The organism is Kitasatospora sp. NPDC094015 (assembly GCF_040304075.1).
Classification (GTDB): domain Bacteria; phylum Actinomycetota; class Actinomycetes; order Streptomycetales; family Streptomycetaceae; genus Kitasatospora.
Map to the genome: position 1 here is coordinate 17,793 of NZ_JBEOUL010000039.1, position 21,197 is coordinate 38,989.

21 protein-coding genes are annotated in these 21,197 nt (G+C 74.2%); 9 read left to right on the forward strand and 12 right to left on the reverse strand.

The annotated features are described in order from the left end of the window. Positions 1-55 precede the first annotated feature (55 nt). The 6 genes from ABT014_RS30600 to ABT014_RS30625 form a co-directional block, all read right to left on the reverse strand. Entirely contained in the window at positions 56-994 is a 939-nt protein-coding gene (locus ABT014_RS30600; RefSeq protein WP_350642501.1) for a Gfo/Idh/MocA family protein, read from the reverse strand. Next, positions 991-2,430: an FAD/NAD(P)-binding protein gene (locus ABT014_RS30605; protein ID WP_350642503.1), complete on the reverse strand. Its 1,440-nt coding sequence runs from the start codon at positions 2,428-2,430 to the stop codon at positions 991-993. Before ABT014_RS30605 ends, ABT014_RS30600 begins: the two co-directional genes overlap by 4 nt. Continuing rightward, positions 2,427-3,719 (reverse strand): sulfate adenylyltransferase subunit 1, encoded by a 1,293-nt coding sequence (locus ABT014_RS30610; protein WP_350642505.1) that lies wholly within the window; start codon positions 3,717-3,719, stop codon positions 2,427-2,429. The genes ABT014_RS30605 and ABT014_RS30610 overlap by 4 nt, the downstream gene beginning before the upstream one ends. Continuing rightward, positions 3,719-4,690, reverse strand: a complete 972-nt coding sequence (gene cysD / locus ABT014_RS30615; protein ID WP_350642507.1) for a sulfate adenylyltransferase subunit CysD — start codon at positions 4,688-4,690, stop codon at positions 3,719-3,721. Before cysD ends, ABT014_RS30610 begins: the two co-directional genes overlap by 1 nt. Then, entirely contained in the window at positions 4,687-5,259 is a 573-nt protein-coding gene (gene cysC, locus ABT014_RS30620; protein ID WP_350642509.1) for an adenylyl-sulfate kinase, read from the reverse strand. The genes cysD and cysC overlap by 4 nt, the downstream gene beginning before the upstream one ends. Positions 5,260-5,332: 73 nt before the next feature. After that, entirely contained in the window at positions 5,333-5,554 is a 222-nt protein-coding gene (locus ABT014_RS30625) for a hypothetical protein (protein ID WP_350642510.1), read from the reverse strand. Positions 5,555-5,941: 387 nt separating this feature from the next. Between ABT014_RS30625 and ABT014_RS30630 the strand changes: the two genes are divergently transcribed. Next, on the forward strand, positions 5,942-6,877 hold the full coding sequence (locus ABT014_RS30630; RefSeq protein ID WP_350642548.1) for a helix-turn-helix transcriptional regulator: 936 nt from the start codon (positions 5,942-5,944) through the stop codon (positions 6,875-6,877). A gap of 266 nt (positions 6,878-7,143) precedes the next feature. Further along, positions 7,144-7,809 (forward strand): TMEM175 family protein, encoded by a 666-nt coding sequence (locus ABT014_RS30635; protein ID WP_350642512.1) that lies wholly within the window; start codon positions 7,144-7,146, stop codon positions 7,807-7,809. Positions 7,810-7,940: 131 nt separating this feature from the next. Here ABT014_RS30635 and ABT014_RS30640 read toward each other — a convergent pair whose 3' ends face one another. The 3 genes from ABT014_RS30640 to ABT014_RS30650 form a co-directional block, all read right to left on the reverse strand. Then, positions 7,941-8,585: a dihydrofolate reductase family protein gene (locus ABT014_RS30640; protein WP_350642514.1), complete on the reverse strand. Its 645-nt coding sequence runs from the start codon at positions 8,583-8,585 to the stop codon at positions 7,941-7,943. A 203-nt stretch (positions 8,586-8,788) separates the two neighbouring features. Further along, positions 8,789-10,249: an amino acid permease gene (locus ABT014_RS30645; protein WP_350642516.1), complete on the reverse strand. Its 1,461-nt coding sequence runs from the start codon at positions 10,247-10,249 to the stop codon at positions 8,789-8,791. 285 nt (positions 10,250-10,534) lie between these two features. Further along, a complete protein-coding gene (locus ABT014_RS30650; RefSeq protein ID WP_350642518.1) occupies positions 10,535-11,194 on the reverse strand; it encodes a TetR/AcrR family transcriptional regulator in 660 nt (219 codons plus the stop codon). 78 nt (positions 11,195-11,272) lie between these two features. On the opposite strand from ABT014_RS30650, the gene ABT014_RS30655 reads away from it, so the two are divergent. Further along, on the forward strand, positions 11,273-12,856 hold the full coding sequence (locus ABT014_RS30655; RefSeq protein ID WP_350642520.1) for an MFS transporter: 1,584 nt from the start codon (positions 11,273-11,275) through the stop codon (positions 12,854-12,856). 76 nt (positions 12,857-12,932) lie between these two features. Here the strand turns inward: ABT014_RS30655 and ABT014_RS30660 are convergent, their stop codons facing one another. Both ABT014_RS30660 and ABT014_RS30665 read right to left on the reverse strand, forming a co-directional pair. Next, positions 12,933-13,106 (reverse strand): CsbD family protein, encoded by a 174-nt coding sequence (locus ABT014_RS30660; protein WP_350642550.1) that lies wholly within the window; start codon positions 13,104-13,106, stop codon positions 12,933-12,935. Between the two features lie 325 nt (positions 13,107-13,431). Next, positions 13,432-13,779, reverse strand: a complete 348-nt coding sequence (locus ABT014_RS30665; protein ID WP_350642522.1) for a hypothetical protein — start codon at positions 13,777-13,779, stop codon at positions 13,432-13,434. Positions 13,780-14,016: 237 nt separating this feature from the next. On the opposite strand from ABT014_RS30665, the gene ABT014_RS30670 reads away from it, so the two are divergent. The 6 genes from ABT014_RS30670 (at position 14,017) to ABT014_RS30695 (ending at position 19,971) form a co-directional block, all read left to right on the forward strand. Further along, entirely contained in the window at positions 14,017-14,208 is a 192-nt protein-coding gene (locus ABT014_RS30670; protein WP_350642524.1) for a hypothetical protein, read from the forward strand. A gap of 432 nt (positions 14,209-14,640) precedes the next feature. After that, on the forward strand, positions 14,641-15,690 hold the full coding sequence (locus ABT014_RS30675; protein WP_350642526.1) for a D-alanyl-D-alanine carboxypeptidase family protein: 1,050 nt from the start codon (positions 14,641-14,643) through the stop codon (positions 15,688-15,690). After that, positions 15,687-16,841, forward strand: a complete 1,155-nt coding sequence (locus ABT014_RS30680) for an endonuclease/exonuclease/phosphatase family protein (RefSeq protein WP_350642527.1) — start codon at positions 15,687-15,689, stop codon at positions 16,839-16,841. The genes ABT014_RS30675 and ABT014_RS30680 overlap by 4 nt, the downstream gene beginning before the upstream one ends. Positions 16,842-16,946: 105 nt before the next feature. Next, positions 16,947-17,753 (forward strand): two-component system response regulator CseB, encoded by an 807-nt coding sequence (gene cseB / locus ABT014_RS30685; RefSeq protein WP_502895130.1) that lies wholly within the window; start codon positions 16,947-16,949, stop codon positions 17,751-17,753. Positions 17,754-17,757: 4 nt separating this feature from the next. Continuing rightward, on the forward strand, positions 17,758-19,023 hold the full coding sequence (locus tag ABT014_RS30690) for a sensor histidine kinase (RefSeq protein ID WP_350642531.1): 1,266 nt from the start codon (positions 17,758-17,760) through the stop codon (positions 19,021-19,023). 135 nt (positions 19,024-19,158) lie between these two features. Continuing rightward, positions 19,159-19,971 (forward strand): hypothetical protein, encoded by an 813-nt coding sequence (locus tag ABT014_RS30695; protein ID WP_350642533.1) that lies wholly within the window; start codon positions 19,159-19,161, stop codon positions 19,969-19,971. Between the two features lie 238 nt (positions 19,972-20,209). Here the strand turns inward: ABT014_RS30695 and ABT014_RS30700 are convergent, their stop codons facing one another. Then, positions 20,210-21,109, reverse strand: coding sequence for a LysR family transcriptional regulator (locus ABT014_RS30700; RefSeq protein WP_350642535.1), 900 nt, complete (start codon positions 21,107-21,109; stop codon positions 20,210-20,212). Positions 21,110-21,197 lie beyond the last annotated feature (88 nt).

Genomic DNA, 21,197 nt, shown 5'->3' on the forward strand with positions numbered 1-21,197 from the left:
GGATGGGGACGACGGAGGGGAATGCGCGGTACGAGGGGTGCTCGGCGGACGCCGCTCAGCCGACGCCGCTCAGCGGCACGCGGGCCGCGACGGCGTGCAGGAGGGTCGTCACGGCGCGGGCGGCGGCCAGCCCGCAGCGCCGCGGCGGCTGCCCGGTGGCCAGTGCCTCGGCCATGTCCCGGTAGACCTCCAGGCGCAGCAGCGACCCCGGGACCGCCGGGTGGTCCGCGATCGCGCCGCCGGTCTCGGTGGTCACCTCGCCGTCCTGGACCAGCAGCCGGCAGTCGGCCCCGAGGATCTCCAGCCGCGCGGTCCGGACGGTGGACTCGGCGGTGACGGCGAAGCTGAGGGTCGCCCCGCCGCGGTAGTCGACGACCCCGGCGATCCGGGAGTCGATCCCGGCGGCGACCTCGCGCCGGCCCACCACGTGAACGGCGGCGGGCTCGCCGAGCACCTGGCAGGCGAGGTCCAGGTAGTGCGCGCCCAGGTGGGCGGCGGCGCCGCCGAGGGCCCGCGCCGGGTCGTGCCGCCAGCCGCCCCGGCGGAAGTGCGCGGCCGGGCGGAACCGGGACACCTGCAGGAGCGCCGTGGCGCCCGGCCCCCAGCCCCAGCGCAGGACCTGCTCGGGGATCAGCTGCCGGTGCTGGAACATCACCCCGACCGGGCGACCCACCCGCCGGCTGACGGCCAGCAGCCGGTCGACCTCCGCGGGCGAGCACGCGGCCGGCCGTTCGAGCAGCACCGCCTTGCCGGCCTCCAGCGCCTGTTCGGCGAGTTCGGCCCGCCCGCCGGGCGGCGTGCACAGGGCCACCAGCGCCACCTCGGGGTCCCCGAGCAGGTCCGCCCAGCCGGGGCTGCGCCGCAGCGGCCCCGGGTCGGTCGCCGGGTCCGGTTCCAGCACGGACCTGATCCGTGCCACCCCGCTGCCCTCCAGCGCGGCCGCGTGCTGGCGGCCGGCGACACCGAAGCCCACCAGCCCGACACCGAGGGTCATCGGGGTGCTCCCGGTGCGATGGCGTGGTCCACGGCGCTCCTTCGGGGGGTCGGTACGGGTCGCTCCCGCCCGGGGAGCGACCGCAGCACGGCGGCGGCCACGTCGGCCGCCTGGCAACGGATCTCGGGGACGGCGGTGGACTCCAGGAGGTTCCCGCGGCGGGCCGCGCCGAGCGTCCACAGCGGTGCGCCCGGCCGGCCGCCGGCAGGCAGCAACCGCCCGTCGGAGGAGGTGTCCAGGCCGGCTCCGCCCGGTCCGGGACGGGCCGCCCCCCGCGCCAGCAGGGCGCCCAGCAGCGGATCGGGCACGGTGCGCGGGTCCAGCGGCGCGCCGGTGCAGTCGATCACCGTCGCCACCCGCAGCTCCCGCCCGCCGGTCAGGCGCACCCGCAGGCCGCCGTCCGCGGGCGCCGCGTCCAGGACCTCGCCGGCCCGAACGGTCAGCCGGCCGGCGGCTCGCAGCGCGTCCAGGCGGGCGGCCGTCTCCGGTGCCAGCCGGTGCCGGTGGACCTCCCAGGCCCGCAGACCGTCCCGCAGGAACCGGGCCCGGTCGGCCGGCGACAGCCGGCCCCACAGCGCCGCGGTGACCGGCCGCAGGCCGTCCAGGGCCGGCCGCCAGTCGCCGCACCGGCGGCGGGTGGTGGCCAGGTGGTGCAGGACGGCGCGGCGCAGCCCGGCCAGGTCGCCCGGGCCGTCCAGCACGGGCGGGTCGACCGGGGGCAGCGGATCCGGCCGGTGGCGCTCGGGCAGGAGCCCGGTGCGGGAGAGCGCGTGCACCGTGCGGCCGGCCCGGTCCACCGCCACGGCCACGTCGGCCATGGTCAGACCGGTGCCGACGAGCAGGACGTCCCCGTGCTCCGGGACCCGCTCCAGCGCCCCCGCGGCCCAGGGGTCGCGGACGAACCGGGCGTCCGCGCGCAGGCCGGCGGGCACCCAGGCGGGCGCCGGCGGCAGCGGGCCGAGGGCGAGCACCGCCGCGTCGACCCCGCGGTGCGCGCCGGACGCGAACCGGAGCACCTGCCGGGCCGGCCCCGCGGCCAGATCGACGACCCGGTCGTGGTGGTGGACCAGCCGGGCCGCGCGGTACCGCTGCGCGGTGCCGGCCAGCAGCTCGCCCAGGTACCGGCCGTACAGTGCGCGGGGGACGAAGTCGCCGGGGCGGTACGTCCCGCCGGCGCGGGCGGTGAGCCAGCGGGTGAAGTGCTCCGGGTCCTCGGGGAGCGCGCTCATCCGGCCGGCCGGGACGTTGAGCAGGTGGCGGGGGTCGGTCGTCCGGTAGGCCGCGCCGCGGCCGGGCAGCGGCGCGGGGTCGAGGAGTTCGACCACGCAGCGGACCCCGCGCCGGTCGGCCTGCCGCAGCAGCTGAACGGCGGTCAGGGTGCCGGCGGCGCCGGCCCCGACCACGGCGACCCGCGGGAGCGGGGCGGTGCCGGTCATGCCGCCCGGTCCTGGCCGCGTGCCATGCCGGCCCCGAGGGTGTCGCCGTCGTGCTCGTCCAGCAGCAGGAACGCGCCGGTCGCGCGGTGCTGCCGGTACGCGTCCACCGGCAGTTCGGCCATGGTGCGCAGGGTGACCTCGGCGAGGGCGTTGAGTTCGAGTTCGGCCGCGCCCGGGAGCCGCCCGGCCGTCGCCGGGTCGAACCGGTCGCCGATCGCGCGGACCACCGCCCGGGTGACCTGGGTGCCGTGCCGCACCAGCAGCCGGTCGCCCACCCGCAGCGGGCGCGGGGAGAACCAGCAGACGGTGCCGGTGAGGTCACGGGTCGGCCGGGGGGCGTCCGCGGCCGGGGCGAGCAGCTCGCCGCGGGAGATGTCGAGGTCCTCGTGCAGCCGCACCACGACGGACCGGCCCGCGCCGGCCTCGGCCAGCTCCCCGCCGGCGTCGTCGATGGCGGCGATCCGGCCGCGGCCGCCGGACGGCAGCGCGACGACCTCGTCGCCCGGCCGCAGCACCCCGGACTCGATCCGCCCGGCGTACCCCCGGTACTCCCCGGCGCGGAGCACGACCTGCACCGGCAGCCGGGCCGGGCGGTCGTCGGCGGGTGCGGCGGCGCACTCCTCCAGCCGGGCGAGCAGCGGGCCGCCCGGGTACCAGGGCATGGCGGTGGAGGGTTCGACCACGTTGTCCCCGGTCGCCGCCGACACCGGGACGACCGCGGGCGCGGCGAGCCCCAGCCGTTCGGCCAGCGCGCCGAACTCCCGCTCCACGGCGCGGTACGCGGGCTCGGCCCAGTCGGCCAGGTCCATCTTGTTGACCACCAGCAGGACGTGCCGCACCCCGAGCGCGGCGACCAGGGCGGCGTGCCGGCGGGTCTGGTCGGTCAGGCCGGTACGGACGTCCACGAGCAGCAGGGCGGCGTCCGCGGTGGACGCGCCGGTGACCATGTTCCGGGTGTACTGGACGTGCCCCGGGGTGTCTATCAGGACGAACGACCGCCTGGGGGTGGCGAAGTAGCGGTACGCCACGTCGATGGTGATGCCCTGTTCCCGCTCGGCGCGCAGGCCGTCGGTCAGCAGCGAGAGGTCGAGCCCGGTGCCGCGTTCGTGCCCGGCCGCGAGCAGTGCGGCGAGCTGGTCGTCCGGCACCGCGCACGAGTCGTGCAGCAGGCGGCCGATCAAGGTGGACTTGCCGTCGTCGACCGAGCCGGCGGCCACCACCCGCAGCAGGGTGCCGGCCGGCCGGTCGGTGGTGGTCCCGGTCATCAGGTCGTTCGTCTCCCCGGTCATCAGAAGTAGCCCTCCCGCTTGCGGTCCTCCATGGCGGCCTGTCCGACCCGGTCGTCGGCCCGGGTGGCGCCGCGCTCGGTGGTGCGGCTCAGGGCGACCTCGGTGACGATCGCCGGGTAGTCCGCCGCGCTGCTCTCGACCGCTCCGGTGCAGGTCACGTCGCCGACGGTGCGGTAGCGCACCAGGCGCTCCTCGACCCGTTCGCCGGCGCGCAGCGGCACGTGCGGGGACTCGGGCAGCCACATCCCGTCGCGCCGCAGGACCCGGCGGCGGTGCGCCCGGTAGAGCGCGGGCAGGGCGACGTCCTCGCGGGCCAGGTAGCGCCAGACGTCCAGCTCCGTCCAGTTCGACAGCGGGAAGACCCGCAGGTGCTCGCCGGGCAGGTGGCGGCCGTTGTACAGCTGCCACAGCTCGGGCCGCTGCCGCCGGGGGTCCCACTGGCCGAACTCGTCGCGCAGGCTGAAGATCCGCTCCTTGGCCCGGGCCCGGTCCTCGTCCCGGCGTGCCCCGCCGATCAGGGCGTCGAACCGGTGCTCGGCGACCGCGTCGAGCAGGGTGACGGTCTGCAGCGGGTTGCGCAGACCGTCCGGACGCTCCCGGACCCGGCCCGCGTCGATGGAGTCCTGCACCCGCGCGACCAGCAGCCGGGCGCCGGCCCGCTCGGCCGCGGCGTCGCGGAACGCCAGCACCTCGGGGAAGTTGTGGCCGGTGTCGACGTGCAGCAGCGGGAACGGCAGGGGGGCCGGGCGGAACGCCAGCAGCGCGAGGTGGAGGACCAGGACCGAGTCCTTGCCGCCGCTGAACAGCAGGGCCGGACGGTCGAACTGTCCCGCGACCTCGCGCAGGACGTGGATCGCCTCGTCCCGCAGGTCGTTCAGGTGTCCGTCCCGCACCGGCGCCCGCAGCGTGCCGGGCGGGCGCGGGGACGGCTCGGCGAGGGTGGGCCGAGGCGGCTCGGCGAGCGTGGTCATGCCAGTCCTTCCCTGGTCAGGAGGTCGAGGAGGAGGTCGCCGCAGGCCTCCGGGGTCCGGGTCTCGGTCTCCAGCCGAAGATCCGGGTGGAGCGGCGCCTCGTACGGGGCGCCGAGGCCGGTCATGCCGGTCAGCCGGCCGGCCCGGGCCCGTGCGTAGAGGCCCTTGACGTCGCGTTCCTCGCAGGCCGTGAGGGAGGTGGCGACGTGCACCTCCAGGTACCGGACGCCGTCCGCCCGGTGCGCCTCCCGGACCAGGCGGCGGGCGTCCGCGTACGGCGCGACCACCGGGACCACGGCGAGGACGCCGTGGGCGGCCAGCCGTCGGGCCAGGAAGCCGACCCGGCGCACCTGTTGGTCGCGGTCGGCCCGGGTGAAGCCGAGGTCGGGCGAGAGCTCGGCGCGCAGCGCGTCACCGTCGAGCAGCTCCACCGGCCGGCCGCCGCCCGGCGCACCGCGCAGGCGGGCGCACAGGGCCCGGGCCAGCGTGGTCTTGCCGGCGCTCGGCAGTCCGGTCAGCCAGAGGGTCGCGCCCGCCGGGCGGTCGGTCGTGGTGCCGGGCGTGGTCATCGTGTCCACCGTTCCTCGCACTGCGGAGCCGGGGGCTCCGGACTCCGGGCTTCGGGCTCCGGAGCGGACGGGCCTACCACCAGCCGTTGCTGCCCGGGCCGACGGTGGGCTCCGGGGCGGGGGTGGTGGTGCCGGGCGCGGCGGTGGAGCCGGCGCCGTCGGCGGTCACCGATACGTGGGTGGACGGGGTGGCGAGCGCGCCCACCGCTCCGGTGGCGGCGGCGCCGCAGGCGACCAGCGCGAGGGTGGCGGCAGCGGTGGCGAGCGACGGGACGAAACGGTACGACCTGGACATGACTATCCCCCGTGACGATGTGCGGATGGTTGGCCGGGGGGCGTTGGCGGTGCCGCGCTCCGGCTTTCTGACCACCATCCTGCGCGCCGTGCCGCCGCCGATCCACGGTTGCGGGCTGCGGCCATCGGCCATGACCGATGGCGGCCACGGCCTCGGATCGTCTCACCATCCGAGATGCCGAGGTCGGTAGCATGCCAAGTTTGTGCGGGGTACTGTGCAAGGCCGCGGTCGGTCCGCGGAAGGCGGTCCCGACCTCCACCCACGTGGTCGCGGCCCGCCACGGGGGAACAGGGGAGCAGGATGCGGCGCACCATTGCCGGAACGGAAACCGAAGCGTCACTCACCCAGGCCGTGTACCGGCTGATCCATCAACATCCGAGCTGGTTGGTGGAGGACATCGCGGGCGATGCCGGCGTCTCCCTCGCCGAGGTCGAGGCCGCGCTGGACCTGCTGGAACGGCTCGGCCTGCTGGCGCCGTCCACCACGGCGCCCGGCGGCTACAGCGCGATCGACCCGGAGGCCGCCCTCAGCCGGCTCTTCGCCACCGAGGAACGGCAGGTGGCACTGCACCAGCAGCAGCTCGCCCGCACCCGGGAGTCGATCCACGCCATCATGAGCGGGTTCATCCGGCTCCGGGCGGAGGAGCGGGGCGTCGTCGAGATCGAGACGCTGCGCAGCGGCAGCCAGGTCAACGCCTTCATCGACGACGCCGTCAGCATGGTGCAGTCGCACGAGAGCACCATGCATCCCGGCGGCATCCCGCCGGTCGAGGTGATGGACGACATGCTCCTGCGGGACCAGGAGGTGATCGGTCGGGGCATCGAGGTCCGCACGCTCTACGCCCGCCACGTCGCCGAGGTGCCGCACATGGCCGACTACCTGGCGGAGATCACCCGGCTCGGCATGGACGTGCGGATCTCCGCCCACCTGCCGCTGCGGATGCTGATCTTCGACGAGGGTCTGGCCCTGCTGCCGATCGACCCCCAGGACAGCTCGCGCGGCGCCTTCGCGATCCGGGGCACCGAACTCGTGCGCTCGCTCCAGACGTTCTTCGACTTCTGCTGGCACGACGCCGCCCCGCTGGACCGCGGCAGGCCCGGCGCGGCCGTCGACGTGCCCTTCACCGCCCAGGAGCACCTGATCGTCCGGATGCTCGCCGCCGGTGTGAAGGACGAGACCATCGCGCGCCAACTCGGCGTCTCAGCAAGGACCCTGAGCCGGACCATCTCCGGACTCCTGGACACCCTGGGCGTGCAGACCCGCTTCCAGGCCGCACTGAAGATCGCCGAGATGGGCATCCTGGACCACCCCACCACCGGCTGACGCCGCCCGGCCCGGACAGGGCGCCGACCGCACGACCGTGGGCGAGACATCCGCGGGCGGTCGGTCGGCGCCCTGTCCGGGCCGGAACCGGCTACCCGGCGCCGGCGGCAGTGCGCCGGCTCGTGCGCATCCTCCTGGCGCGTCACGTACGGCCGGTCGGTCCGGCCTCCGCAACCGAGCGCGTTCGCCCCGCATCGGCCCGAACGACATGGCATCGTGGTCCGCGCGCCCGACCAGGGTGGCCCGAGCCTCCGTTGGGAGACCGCATGACCAGCCAGGACGAGCCCGGCACGGCCGCCACGAGCCGGATCGCGTACTTCAGCACCAGCCGTCTCGAAGCCTTCAGCGACGGCGTCTTCGCCATCGCCATCACGCTGCTGGTCCTCGACCTGAAGGTGCCGGAGCCGGACGCCTTGCAGGACGAATCACTGGCCGCAGCGCTCGCGCACCAGTGGCCCTCCTACTTCGCCTACCTGGTCAGCTTCCTGGTCATCGGCATCATCTGGATCAACCACCACGCGATGTGCGCGCTCGCGCGCCGGGTGGACCGGCGCACGCTGTTCGCCAACCTCTTCCTGCTGCTCACCGTCTCCGTCATTCCGTTCCCCACCCGCCTCCTCGCCACGTACCTCACCGCGGACAACAGCAACGCCCACACCGCGGCGGCCGTCTACGCCCTCACCATGGTGGCCATGAGCATCGCCTTCTCCGTGCTCTTCCTGGCCTTCACCCGCGACGCCCGGCTGCTGAACAGCCCGATCCCGCCGCAGGCCAGGCGCACCGCCAGGCGCCGCTTCGGCATCGGCGGTCTGTGCTACCTCGCCACCGTCGGCCTCGCCTACCTCAGCCCCGTCGCCATGCTGGCCACCCACGCCGCCCTCGCCGTCTACTACTGCTTCGACCAGCTCGCCCCCGCCCGGGCAACCCGCTGACCGGGCGAAGGCCTTGGGGCCCCTGAGCGGCCCCGCCGGCCTCCTCGCCGGGACCAGGAGGGTGTGGACGCGGGTCCACTTCCGGCGCCGCGTCCGGCCCGGTCCCGCCGTCGATACGGCGGGCGGCGAGGCTACGGCCGGGTGAAGGTCAGATGGGTGACGCCGCCGGGTGTCGACACCGACTCGACCCGGAACCGCTGCTCCAGCCCCTCCAGCCCGTCCCACAGCCGCTCACCGCGGCCCAGGACGATCGGGACGAGGGCGACGTGGAGGTGGTCGACCAGATCCTCGGCGAGGAACTGCCGGACCGTGGCCGGACCCCCACCGATCCGCACGTCGAGGCCGCCCGCGGCCTCGCGGGCCTGCCGCAGCGCCTCCCGGGGCGAGGCGTCGATGAAGTGGAAGACCGTGCCGCCCTCCATCTCGACCGACGGCCGCGGGTGGTGGGTCAGCACGAACACCGGGGTGTGGAACGGCGGGTTGTCGCCCCACCAGCCCTTCCACTCCTCGTCCGTCCACGGGCCGCGCTGCGGCCCGAACTTGTTGCGGCCCATGATCTCGGCCCCGATCCCGGGCCCCCAGGCTCGGGCGAGGGCGTCGTCGACACCGCTGTCGCCGCCGGCCCGGCCCTGCATGTCGTTGAAGGCGCGGGTCCGGAAGAACCACTCGACCAGCCGGGTCCCGGCATGCCCGAACGGCGCCTCCGGCCCCTGCCCCTCCCCGGCGGCGAACCCGTCCAGCGACACGCTGAAGTTGTGCACGCGTACTTGTGACATGACCATCACGCCTCTCGGTCGGACTCGGGAGTCGGACCGAGCCTAGACGCGGCCACCGACGTCGAGCCTCGCGCCACAGCGCGGCGGCCGCCCGGACGGTCGAACCCGAGGGATGCCGGTGTCCTTCGTCCGACGCGGCCGGGCCCCTGCGGAGGCGTTCCGCAGGGGCCCGGCGCGTCGTCGGCCCGCGCGGGGCCGGCGGGTCAGTCCCGGCGCGCCGCGGCGGTGGCGTCGACCCGGCGGCGGACCAGGAACCAGCCGCCGACCAGGGCGGCCGCGATCAGCGGCAGGCAGGCGACGGTGGTGCGCCCGACGCCGCCGTCCAGCCACATCAGGACCACCACGGTGACCAGGAAGGCCAGCGTGACGATCTGGGTGTACGGCGCCCAGGGCAGCTGGTAGCCGGGACGGGTGACGCGCCCGTCCTTCGAGCGCCGCCAGAACAGCAGCGAGCAGATCATGATCATGCCCCAGGTGCCGAGGATCCCGATCGAGGCGATGTTCAGTACCAGCTCGAACGCCTCGCCCGGCATGACGTAGTTCAGCACCACGCCCAGCACGCCGAACCCGGCGGTCAGCAGGATGCCGCCGTAGGGGACGCCGCCCCTGTTCATCACGCCGGTGAACTTCGGCGCGGAGCCCGACACCGACATCGAGCGCAGGATGCGGCCGGTGGAGTAGAGCCCGGAGTTCAGACTGGACAGGGCGGCGGTGAGCACCACCAGGTTCATCACGCCCGCCGCGCCGGGGATGCCCAGCTTGTTGAAGACCGTGACGAAGGGGCTCTGGTCGCCGGAGTACACGGTGTAGGGCAGGAGCATGGCGAGCAGCACCACCGAGCCGACGTAGAAGAGGCCGACGCGCCACATGATGGAGTTGATCGCCTTCGGCATGATCTTCTCGGGGCTCTCGGTCTCGCCGGCAGCGACGCCGCAGAGCTCGACCGACGCATAGGCGAAGACCACGCCCTGGACGAGCAGCAGCATCGGCATCACGCCCTTGGGGAAGATGCCGCCGTTGTCGGTGATGTTGGCCAGTCCCGGGGTGTGGCCGTCGACCTGGTGCTGGGTGACGATCAGGAAGATGCCCACCAGCATGAACGCGACCAGCGCGGCGACCTTGACGATCGCGAACCAGAACTCCATCTCGCCGAAGTACTTCACCGAGATCAGGTTGGCGGTCAGCACCACGGTCAGGGCGACCAGCGCGAGGATCCACTGCGGGACGCTGCTGAACATCGCCCAGAAGTGGGCGTAGGTGGCGGCGGCCGTGATGTCGGCGATCGCCGTGGTCGACCAGTTGAGGAAGTACAGCCAGCCGGCCGTGTACGCCCCCTTCTCGCCCATGAACTCGCGGGCGTAGGAGACGAACGCGCCGGACGACGGGCGGTAGAGGACCAACTCGCCGAGGGCCCGCACCACGAGGAAGGCGAACAGGCCGCAGACCGCGTAGGCGATGAACAGGGAGGGGCCCGCGTTGGCCATGCGCCCGCCCGCGCCGAGGAACAGGCCGGTGCCGATCGCGCCGCCGATGGCGATCATGTTGACGTGGCGGGACTTCAGGTCCTTGCGGTACCCGGCGTCCCCCGCGTCGACGTGGGGGGTGGGGGTCGCCGGCGCTCGGGGCGCGAGCGGTTCGGCCGCAGTCGGCGTGCGGTCACTCATGGAGTCGTGTCGCCTTCGTGAGGGGAGGGTTTCCGGCTCGGCCCGGCGGCGACGGTGACATGGATGATCACGCCGGCGCGGGGCTGACGGAACATCCTGGCGTCCGGAGAGCCGTCTCGGCAGTGGCGGATGTCACGTTCGGGGTGGATTTGCGCAAGATTTGAGCTTTCTCGCACGCTTGGGGTGGATTCGCCCACCGGGGCCGTGGATCCGCCCGTGCAACGGGCTGCCGCAGTTGAGTGGCCTGCTGACCGAACCGACCAGAGTTGCCGGCGGGGGTGGGCGTCAGGTTGCGAGTCCGCGGGAGACCATGCCCAGTACGCTCCGGATCGCGGAGCGGGCCTCGGTGGCGGGGAGGTCGCGCAGCGGTCCGTCGACGAGCAGTGCGGCCAGGCCGTGCACGGCGGACCAGGCCGCGTACTCGGCGCCTTCGCGTCGTTCGGCGGACAGGGCGCCCACGTCCACGAGTTCGTCGAGGCGCTCGGCGAGCAGCAGGTACGGATCCGTGCCGGGGTCGGCGTGCTCGGGGGCGGCCTTCGCGGGGGCCGGTTCGTCGGCGCCGGAGAAGGCGGTGCGGAACCATCCGGGTTCGGTGAGTGCGAAGTCGACGTAGGCCCGGCCGATCGCCTCCAGCCTCGCCCAGGCCCTCGGTGCCGGGTCGCTGTCGGTGACGGCGGCGGTGCGTGCGGCCATGAGCGCGCCCAGGTGTTCCCGGCACCGCGCCCCGACGGCCGCCAGGAGCGCCCGGTGGTCGGCGAAGTGCCGGTACGCGGCGTTGTGCGAGACGCCGGCCTCACGGGTCACCGCCCGCAGGACGACGGCGGACGGCCCGCCGGTCCGCGCCAGGGCGAGGCCCGCGTCCACCAGCGCCTCGTGGAGGTTGCCGTGGTGGTAGGCGCGCCCGGTGCCCGGTTCGGGGTGGGATGCGCGCTCTTCTCGGCCCATGTTGACACTGTCCATTTCCGGTGCAAGAGTCGTAAATGTTCCCATTGTCCACATTTTGCCTCGCCTCCGGAGGCACCGATGCCCGCTCCCGCTCCGCGTCGCCCGTACCTGGTGCTGGCAGCCGCCTGCCTGGCCGCGTTCACGATCAATCTGGACACCACGATCGTCAACGTCGCCCTGCCGAAGCTGAGCGCCGAACTCGACGCCACCACCCGCCAGTTGCAGTGGATCGTCGATGCCTACAACCTGGCCTTCGCCGCGCTGGTCCTGACCGCCGGCTCGCTCGGCGACCGCTTCGGACGCCGCCCGGCCCTGCTCCTGGGCCTGGCCGGGTTCGCCGCGTCCAGCGCGGCCGGCGCCGCCGTCGGGACACCGGGCGCATTGATCGCCCTGCGCTTCGTGATGGGCGCCTTCGCCGCGGTCATCTTCCCCACCACGCTCTCGGTCATCACCAACGCCTTCCCGGTACGCCGCGAGCGCGCCAAGGCGATCGGCGTCTGGGGCGCGGTCACCGGGCTCGGCGTCGCGGTCGGGCCGGTCACCGGCGGGCTGCTGCTGGCCCACTTCGGCTGGCCGTCGGTGTTCCTGGCGCTCGTACCGGTCGCCCTGCTGGCGTTCGCCGCGGCCCGGGCCTGGGTGCCCGAGTCCAGCGAACCGGCCGCGGCCCGCCTCGACCCGCCCGGCCTGCTGACCTCCTCGGCGGCGATCGGCCTGCTGATCTACACGATCATCGAGGCGCCCGGCCGCGGCTGGCACGACCCGCTGACCGTGGCGGGCTTCGCCGCGGCCGCCGCACTCGCCACCCTCTTCGTCCTCGTCGAGCGCCGCCGCTCCCGTCCGATGATCGACGTGACACTGTTCCGGACCCCCGCGTTCTCCGCCGCGAGCGGGTCGGTCACGGTGGCGTTCTTCGCCCTGTTCGGGTTCATCTTCCTGGTCACCCAGTACTTCCAGTTCATCCGCGGCTACGGCACCCTCTCCACGGGAGCGCGGATCCTGCCGGTCGCGCTGTGCATCGCGCTCGGCTCCGTCGTGGGCGTCCTGCTGGCCACCCGCATCGGCACCCGCAGCGTGGTCACCGGCGGCCTGCTCCTGCTCGCCACCTCGTTCGGGTGGATCGCGCTGTCGCCCACGTTCATGTCCTACGGCCAGATCGTCGGACAGATGCTGCTGATGGGCCTCGGGCTCGGCCTCACCACCGCCCCGGCGACCGAATCGATCCTCAGCGTGCTCCCACCCGCCAAGGCGGGCGTCGGATCGGCGGTCAACGACGCCACCCGCGAGGCCGGCGGCACCCTCGGCGTCGCCGTCCTCGGCAGCGTCTTCACCTCGCTGTACGCCCACCACCTGGCCACCACGGCCTTCGGCGCGCTGCCGCAGCAGGCCGCGGCCGCGGCGCGGGACTCCGTCGGTGCCGCGTTCGCCACCGCCGGCGCGGCGCGGGAGCCCGTCCGCCAGGCCCTCCAGGCCGCCGCCCAGGACTCGTTCATGACCGGGTTCCGCGCCGCGTGCGTCGTCGCCGCCGCCGTCTGCGTACTCGGCGCGGCGGGCGCGCTCGCGCTGCCCGGCCGCCACCGCCTCGACCGCACCCCGGCCACGACCTCGGCCACGACCTCGGCCCGGCCGGCGACACCGCCCCTTGCCCGGCGACCGCCCAACTGACCCGGGGTGCCCGCGGAGTGTGGGCATGCGTGTGGGGCCCGACCCTCAGGGCCGGACCCCACAGGGGCACGGGATCTCAGTGCTTGAAGGCGTCCTTGACGTGCTCGGCCGCCTGCTTGACGTCGCCCTTGACCTGGTCGGCCCGGCCCTCCGCTTCGAGGCGCTCGTTGCCGGTCACCTTGCCGGCGCCCTCCTTGACCTTGCCCTTGACCTTGTCACCGGTGTTCTCCAGCTTGTCGCCGATGCTCATCGCGATCTCCTTCGGTCGGTGGCGGTCCATCGCTTCGACGGTTCGTCTATCCCCTCGTGGCCGGAAGATTCCTACGAATATCCGGCGAGTATCGGGGCAGCCGATCGCCCGTCACCAACCGCCCGGCCCGCGGGGATGGCTCCGGGAGCGCTATGACCTTCCCGGCCCGTGCCCACGGGCGATGAAGTGCCGCACCCTGAGCGCGGGCCCCACCCACGGGACGAACCGCAGAAGGCGTCCGGTGGCTCTCAGGACGAGGCCGTGCCGAGGCCGATGATCGGCTCGGTGGACGTGACCCCAGGGCATCGAAACCAGCTCCTCTCGCTCAACGCCTGCCCGTCGACGGGCGGCCCACACCCGACTCGCTCACTCCGCCCCCTTCGCGCGATCGTGCGACGGGGCAGCCGCGTAGCAGGTCGGCGAGGTCGGCCTGCTCGATCTGGCTGAACCCGGCGCCGACGGCCCCGCGGGACAGGAGCCGGCCGTCGGCGGTCCGCTCGCCGACCAGCACGGCCTTGACGGCGGTGAGCGCCGGGCTCGTCGGGATCCACGCGCCGATCAGCAGGTCGGCGGTGGTGGTGCGGCGCAGCTTCTGCCAGGCGGGGTCGCGGCGCCCGGGCCGGTAGGGCGAGGCGAGGCCCTTGGCGATGACGCCTTGCGCACAGATGGTCATTGACCGAACCCGCCGGCACCCGAAGATCCCTCCTCAGCCCGACCGGGGAAGCAGCGGTCGGCACGAGCTGCTGCGCCGTCGGGGGGCGATTCGCCGGCGGCCGCGCCGCGCCCCACCGGTCGGCGGTGTGACCTGCGATCTCCTGGGCAGGCGGTACTCCACACACCAGCAGGCGGTCCACGGCCGGTCGACGAACGCCGACCAGGTCCAGACTCCGTACCCCAGGGGGTGCATCCCATGACAGTGACCCGCAGAGACCTCACCGCGCTCGGTGAGAACGTCGAGCGCATCGACCCGGTAGCGCCCTCCCTGCAGGACCGGGTGCGCCGGCTGGTCGCGTCGCGGGCCGGCGACCGCGACGACTGTCGGCTGCTGCTGGAAGCCTTGGGCCTGGTCGGCGGCGACCCGGATCCCGTGGCGGGTCCGTAGCGCCCTCGTGACGCGGCGGTGGCCGGCCGCCGATCCGTCCCCGAGCACCCGGCTATCGGCGATGAGGCGGGGGAGCGGTGGCCGCTGGCCGCCCCGCTCGGATCGCCCCTCACAGCACCGTGAGAGGCGAGCCGTGTGTTCGACGAGCGAGCGAGCGGGTGGTGGGGGTGGGCCCGTGCTGTCCGGTCCCGGGGACGGCGTCCCGGCGGGGCGACCGGGGGCCGGGCCGAGGTCGGCGGTGCAGGCTCTCCGGCCTCGCCGGACGCCTGCCCGCCCTCCGGTACCGGTCGGCCGGTACACGGTTGATACACGACTGCGCGACGGCGGAAGCCGCGCCACGACCGGGCCGAAGTGCCGGTCGCGGAGCCTGTAGGAACTCCCGGTGGCCGGCGCCCCGGGACCTTGTCCCGCTGGCTCCAGGAGGCCGCCGTCGTGTCAGTCCCCGCACAAGCAGTCCACACACCGTCCGAGGACCGGGACCGGCGGACCGCGCCCGGTCGGCTTCGCCCCGTCCGTCGCAAGCCGGTGTGGGCCCTGGCCGTTGTCCTGCTCGCCGGGGCCGGTGGTGGCGCGCTGGCCGCCCGGGAGGGCGGCGCCGCGGGCGCCGGGGCACTGGTGCTTTCGGCACCCGAGACGATCGCCGCCCTCGGTCTCCCGTGGCCGGAGGAAGGGCAGTCGGCGGTCGCGGTGGCGAAGGTCGGCGTGCTCGGTGTCAAGGGAGCGCAGCAGCCGGTCCCGATCGCGAGCGTCACCAAGGTGATGACGGCGTACGTCGTTCTCAGGGACCACCCGCTCAAGGACGGCGAGGACGGGCCGGTGATCACGGTCGACGCGCAGGCGGCCGCGGAGACGGCCGCGGTGGACGAGTCCACCGCCCCCGTCACCGCCGGGCAGCGCCTGACCCAGCGCAAGCTGCTGGAGGTGATGCTGCTGCCCTCCGCCAACAACGTGGCCCGGCTGCTGGCCCGGTGGGACGCGGGCAGCGAGGAGGCGTTCGTGACCCGGATGAACAAGGAGGCCGCCCGGCTGAGGATGACCGGTACCACCTACACCGGGGCCAGCGGGCTGGAGGCCTCGACCGTGTCGACCGCCGCCGACCAGCTCAAGCTGGCCCGCGAGGCGATGAACGAGCCGGCGCTGCGGGACACCGTCGCCCTGCGCGACACCGCCCTACCGGGCCGCTCCGCACCGCTGCGCAACACCAACAAGCTGCTCGACCTGCCCGGGGTCGTGGGCCTCAAGACCGGGTCGACCACCTCGGCCGGCGGGAACCTGATGTGGGCGCTGGAGGTCCCCGACGGCAAGGACGCTTCCGGGCGCAGGCTCGTCTACGGCGTGGTGCTCGGCCAGCGGGCCGGTACCACTCCCGCCGACGGTCTGCAGGCCGCCCTGGAGCGCAGCGGCCGGCTCGTGGACGCCCTGCGGCAGAAGCTGCCCGGCATCCTGCCGGCTCTCGACGGCGGCCGGCAGGAGTGGTCATGAGCGTGCACACCGGTACGGCTGCGACGGCACCCCCGGCCGTGGACACCGCCACGTCGGCCCACGGGCCCGGCAGCGACGGCGGACGCGGGCCCCGCCGCCCGACGGCCCGTCACCACGTTCCTCTCCATCACGTCCTTCGCGACCGCGTCCTTCGCCGCCCGATCAGCCCGACCGGCCCGACCAGCTCGACCAGCTCGACCGGCTCGACCCGTCCGGCCCGCCCGACCCGTCGTGCCGCACGGCGGCGCGGGCGGCTGATCGCGGGCGCCGCCACCGTGCTCGCCGCCCTGATGGTCCTGAACCCCTGGCTGCCGAACGGCCCGCTCAGCCTCGCCAGCCTCTGGCAGACCGTGCTGCCCTGGTCGGGCCTGGGCATCGCGCTGCTCCTCCTCCTCGCGGCGCTGCGGCGCTCCGCCCCGGCGGCGGTGGCCGTCCTGCTGCCCGCCCTCGTCTGGACCGTGCTGTTCGCACCGGCCCTGGTCGACAAGCGCGCGGGCGGCGGGGACTTCACCGTCGTCAGCCACAACGTGAACGAGGACAACCCCGACCCGTTGCGGACCGCACGCGCCCTGGCCGGCTCCGGTGCCGACGTCGTGGCGGTGGAGGAACTGGCCCGCGGCGCGCAGGAGACCTTCCGGCGCGAGCTGGCCGCCACCTACGCCTTCGCCGAGGTGCACGGCGGCATCGCCCTGTGGAGCAAGTACCCGCTCAAGGACGTGGAGCCGGTGGAGATCATGCCCTGGACCCGGGCCCTGCGTGCCACCGTCATCACTCCCAAGGGCCCCGTCGCCCTCTACACGGCGCACCTCGCCTCGGTACGGGTGCGACCGGACGCGGGATTCACCACCTTCGCCCGCAACGAGGCGGCGGCCAGACTCGCCGCGGCCGTACAGCGCGAGCCGCTCACCAGGACCATCGTCATGGGCGACCTCAACGGCTCCTTCGACGACTCCGCGCTGCGCTCGCTCACCGGACCGTTGCGCTCGGCCCAACAGGAGGCCGGCGACGGATTCGGCTTCACCTGGCCCGCGTCCCTCCCGGTGGTGCGCATCGACCAGATCCTGGTGAAGGGCATCACCGCGCGCTCCGCGTGGACCCTGCCGGACACCGGCAGCGACCACCTCCCGGTCGCGGCGTCCCTGAAGTTGTGACCACCCCGCCGGGGACGGCACCGTCCCCGGTGCCGGCCCCGGCCCCGGCGCCGGGCCCCGCGCAGCGGCCCCCGGCCGTGAACCGGCCCCGGACGTGCTGGAATGATGACCCGACCCCCAGGCGACGACACCGGAGAGCTCTTGTCCGCCACCCGAGTACCCGACGCGGTCAACGTGCTCCTCGTCGAGGACGACGCGGTCATCCGCCGCTCCGTCCAACTGGCCCTGGAACGCTACGGCTACCGGGTCGACGTCACCGGCGACGGCCTCGACGGCCTGGACGCGGTGCGGGCCGGCGAGCACGACGTCCTGATCCTGGACGTGATGCTGCCCGGTCTGGACGGCATCAGCCTGTGCCGGCGGGTCCGCGAGGAGACCCTCACCCCCATCCTGATGATGTCCGCCCGCGGCGACGCCCTCGACGTCGTGGCCGGTCTGGAGGCCGGTGCCGACGACTACGTGGTCAAGCCCGTCGACATCCCCGTCCTCGTCGCCCGCATCCGCTCCCTGCTGCGCCGCGCCACCTTCCACGAGCGCCCGGCGGCGGAGCCGGCGCGGGAGGAGCCGACCGCGGCCGGCGAGCCGACCACCAGCCACCGGCACCTCCCCGCCGGGGAAGCGCCGGACCTGCTGACCTTCGGTGGCCTGACCATCGACCCGCGCGGCCTGGAGGTCCGTCTGGACGGCCGTCCCGTCGCCCTCACGCCCACCGAACTGCGTCTCCTGCTGGTCTTCGCGGAGAATCCCGGCACGGTCCTGGACCGCAGGCATCTGCTGCGCGAGGTGTGGGACTACGGCTGGGAGGGCGACACCCGCGTGGTGGACCTGTGTGTGGTGCGGCTGCGCAAGAAGATCGGCGCGGAGCGCATCGAGACCGTCCGGGGATTCGGCTACAAACTCCTGCGGGGCTGACGCGATGACCGCACGACGCACCGGCCCGCACCCCTTGGACCCGCGCTCGCTGCGCTGGAAGATCACCGCCCTGGTCGTGCTCGCCTGCGCCGCGGTCGCGGTGGTGATCGGTGTGCTCGTCCACCGGTCGACCGCGGAGCACGGCGAGCGGACCGGGCGCGATCTGGCGGTCGCGCAACTGGGCGCCGCCGAGCAGGAGCTCTCCCGCACCGGGCGCCGTCCCGACAACGCCTCCCTCGAGTCCCTGGCGGGCCTTCCCCTGCCGCTGGCCCGGGCCCTCGAAGGCTCGACGGCGCCGGGGGAGTACGCCCTGTGGTACGACGTGAAAGCCCCGAACTGGTACTGGATGTGGGCGGCCGCCCCGGTCGGCGACGGCCGGGTGCTCGTCGTACGGACCGACATGAGCGCCACCGTGCGCAGCCTCCAACTGCTGGACCGCAGCATCGTCAAGGCCGCCCTCGCCGCCCTGGCCGTCGTCGTCCCCCTCACCGTGCTGGCGACGGAGCGGATGAACCGGCGGCTGCGCCACGGGGCGCGGACCGCCCGCCGGATCGCCGACGGCGACCTGGATGCCCGGATCGGCCACCGGGGCCGGGCCCGGGACGAAATCACCGAGATGTCCGCGGCCGTGGACGGGATGGCCGGGGCGCTGCAGGGCCGGCTCGCCGCGGAGAAGCGTTTCACCGCGGACGTCGCCCACGAGCTGCGCACCCCGCTGATGGGCCTGGTCACGGCCGTGGGTCTGCTGCCGGAGGACGACGAGGCGGCGGGCCTGGTGCGCACCCAGGTCGGCGCGCTGCGCGGCCTGGTGGAGGATCTGCTGGAGGTCTCCCGTCTCGACGCGGGTGCCGAGAGCGCCCGATTCGACGAGGTCCCCCTGGGCGACCTCGTCGACGAGGTGGCCGGGAGGGGCGACGGCGACATCCGCCTCCGCCTGACGGCGCCCGCCACCGTAAGCACCGACCCGCGCCGTGTCGAGCGGATCCTCACCAACCTCCTCGCCAACGCCCACCGGCACGGCGCCGCCCCGGTCGAGGTCACCGTCACCGGCAGCCGGATCACCGTGCGCGACCACGGACCGGGGTTCCCCGACGCCCTGCTCGCCGACGGCCCGCAGCGCTTTCGCACCGGGGCCGTCGAACGCGGCCAGGGCCACGGGCTGGGCCTGACGATCGCCACCGGCCAGGCGGCGGTCCTCGGTGCCCGGCTGACCTTCGCGAACGCTCCCGACGGCGGAGCCCTCGCCACCCTCGACCTCACCGGCCCCTGACCCGCGTTCTGTTTCCGGGGCGTTCGTTCCGCGGACCGACGCAGCGCGACCGCGCCCCCTCCTACTGCGGCCCGAGGAGACCCGGTCGACGATCGGGCTCTCTTTCCGGTGTGCTTGGGTGGCGGGGTGACATCTGTGGAACGCCTGACGTCCCGAGCACGGTACGGCGGACATCGCGAGGTACTTCCCGAGCTCCTCGCGCTGGCCACCGATCAGGCTGCACGACCCGACCCCGCATGGGAGGCCGGAGCGGCGGCCATCCAGATCCTCTGCTGGGAGGACCGTTTCGCGGAGGCGGGCGACCTCGCCGATCTCCTGATCGAACGTCAAGGACCGGCGGGTGGAAGCCTGTGCGACCAGGGCATGCCGTTCGACGAGGCCTACCTGGCCGCCGATCTGTATGCGGGCGTACCCGCACAGCCCCGGCTGCGCGCCGCGGCGGACCGCATTCCGAAGGGGAGGGTCCTGCACGACCGGCTGCTCTGGCTGGCCGAGCAGCTCGACCTCCGGCCGGTGGAGGTGCTGCTGCCGTGCCACTACGACTGGGGCGGGCCGCTCGTGCCCCGCGAGGGCGTGATCGGCGAGTGGCTGCTGGACCGCGACTTCGTGACGCTGCAGGTGCGCGAGAAGCGGGTCGCCTGGGAGGCGATCGCCCGGACCAACGATTTCGCCCGCGGTCGCGAACTGGTCGAGTCGCTCGGTGAGCTGCCGGGCCAGTACTACCTCTGCCTCTGGCTGGCCGGCTGGTACGCCGTGGAGGGGGATACGGCGGGCGGCGAGCGCATGCTGCTCGCCGCGCACGAACGGTGGTGGCCCTACATGAGGTGGGACGTGATCCCGACCGCCGAGGTGGTGCAGCCGACCCTGCGGCGGGTCGTCACCGAGAAGGTGCGGCAGCGCTTCCTGACCGGGCCGACCGGCCCCGAGGCGGCTGGTCGGTCCTCGTAGCGGATCCGGATCTGCGAGAGGGGCACATCCCGGCCGAAACGGATGCGGCGCGCCGTTCAGATGTAGCTTCGTCCCCTGGAAGTTCCGCGCCGCCCACTCGTGAGGCGACCTCCTGCCGGCCCTCGTACCTCACGACGGTCCCCTGTACGCCACCATCGTGCAGGTGACCCGGACGGTGAAGTCACCGGCGGCACTATCGCACCCCTCCGGGCCGTGGTGGTGAAGGGCTCGCTGTCCCTCAGCCGGCGGAGCCGGTGGCCCGCAGCTCTCGGACCAGAGCGCGCACGGCGGCGGAGCCGGCGAGCTCCGGTGTGGTCACATAGCCGATACGGCGCGTCGGGCGTTCCGGACCGAGATCGGTGATCTCGATCGAGTCCGGCGCTCCGACCAGGGAGAGCGCGGGCATGATCGCCATGCCGTGCCCCCCGCTCACGAGCGAGAGCACCGCTCCGTCGTCCTCGGCCTCGATCGTGGCCCTCGGGATCCAGTCCTGCGCGCCCCACCAGGCGCGGGTGTACGAGCCGCAGTTCTCGCCCCGGTCGACCAGCGGCAGCGAGCGCGGAGCCGGGTGTCCCGCGGGATGGACCAGAAAGTAGCTCTCCTCGAAGAGCCCGTTCGCCAGCAGCCCCGCTGGCAGCTGCGCTCCGTCCAAGGTGGCAAGGGCGAGATCCGAGCGTCCGTCGGCCACCTCACCCGCCGTGCCGCGCCCGAGCTCGCGGACGATCCGTACCTGCGGCTCGATCCCGGGATATCGCGCGCGCAGCTGCTCCAGGACCGGCGGGAGCAGGTGCAGCGCGGTGCTGCGGAAGGCCGCGATCCGCAGCGGGCCCTCCGGCTCCTGTTTCGCCTCGGACCGGGCGGCTCCCCTCGCCTCGGTGACGAGCACATCCAGCAGCCGCAGGATACGGCGCGCATGCGCCACGGCCTTGTCCCCCGCCGGAGTGGGTCTCGTACCGGTGCGGCCGCGTTCGAACAGAACGGTGCCGATCTTCCGCTCGCTGCCGCGCACCGAGTGGGAGACCGCGGACTGTGTGAGGCCGAGCGTTCTGGCCCCGGCCGAGAAGCCGCCGGCGTCCGCGACCGCCACCAGGATGCGCAGTTCGTGCGGAGCGAGATCGGTGTCGGTCGCGCGGGTCACAGGGTGCTCACCTCGGGGTATGAGTACTGCTCATGGAACGGGGCGTCGCATGAGCCCAACCGTCTGCCCGAGGGCTCCATTCCCGTCC

Excerpts from the sequence above, each read along its gene's own strand:
- ABT014_RS30610 (WP_350642505.1), bottom strand. The coding sequence starts at position 3,719 with ATGACCGGGGAGACGAACGACCTGATGACCGGGACCACCACCGACCGG.
- ABT014_RS30690 (WP_350642531.1), top strand. The coding sequence starts at position 17,758 with ATGACCGCACGACGCACCGGCCCGCACCCCTTGGACCCGCGCTCGCTG.
- ABT014_RS30655 (WP_350642520.1), top strand. The coding sequence starts at position 11,273 with ATGCCCGCTCCCGCTCCGCGTCGCCCGTACCTGGTGCTGGCAGCCGCC.
- ABT014_RS30640 (WP_350642514.1), bottom strand. The coding sequence starts at position 8,585 with ATGTCACAAGTACGCGTGCACAACTTCAGCGTGTCGCTGGACGGGTTC.
- cseB (WP_502895130.1), top strand. The coding sequence starts at position 16,947 with ATGACCCGACCCCCAGGCGACGACACCGGAGAGCTCTTGTCCGCCACC.
- ABT014_RS30625 (WP_350642510.1), bottom strand. The coding sequence starts at position 5,554 with ATGTCCAGGTCGTACCGTTTCGTCCCGTCGCTCGCCACCGCTGCCGCC.
- ABT014_RS30660 (WP_350642550.1), bottom strand. The coding sequence starts at position 13,106 with ATGAGCATCGGCGACAAGCTGGAGAACACCGGTGACAAGGTCAAGGGC.
- ABT014_RS30650 (WP_350642518.1), bottom strand. The coding sequence starts at position 11,194 with ATGGGCCGAGAAGAGCGCGCATCCCACCCCGAACCGGGCACCGGGCGC.
- ABT014_RS30600 (WP_350642501.1), bottom strand. The coding sequence starts at position 994 with ATGACCCTCGGTGTCGGGCTGGTGGGCTTCGGTGTCGCCGGCCGCCAG.
- ABT014_RS30645 (WP_350642516.1), bottom strand. The coding sequence starts at position 10,249 with ATGAGTGACCGCACGCCGACTGCGGCCGAACCGCTCGCGCCCCGAGCG.
- ABT014_RS30665 (WP_350642522.1), bottom strand. The coding sequence starts at position 13,779 with ATGACCATCTGTGCGCAAGGCGTCATCGCCAAGGGCCTCGCCTCGCCC.
- ABT014_RS30635 (WP_350642512.1), top strand. The coding sequence starts at position 7,144 with ATGACCAGCCAGGACGAGCCCGGCACGGCCGCCACGAGCCGGATCGCG.
- ABT014_RS30670 (WP_350642524.1), top strand. The coding sequence starts at position 14,017 with ATGACAGTGACCCGCAGAGACCTCACCGCGCTCGGTGAGAACGTCGAG.
- ABT014_RS30680 (WP_350642527.1), top strand. The coding sequence starts at position 15,687 with ATGAGCGTGCACACCGGTACGGCTGCGACGGCACCCCCGGCCGTGGAC.
- cysC (WP_350642509.1), bottom strand. The coding sequence starts at position 5,259 with ATGACCACGCCCGGCACCACGACCGACCGCCCGGCGGGCGCGACCCTC.
- cysD (WP_350642507.1), bottom strand. The coding sequence starts at position 4,690 with ATGACCACGCTCGCCGAGCCGCCTCGGCCCACCCTCGCCGAGCCGTCC.
- ABT014_RS30605 (WP_350642503.1), bottom strand. The coding sequence starts at position 2,430 with ATGACCGGCACCGCCCCGCTCCCGCGGGTCGCCGTGGTCGGGGCCGGC.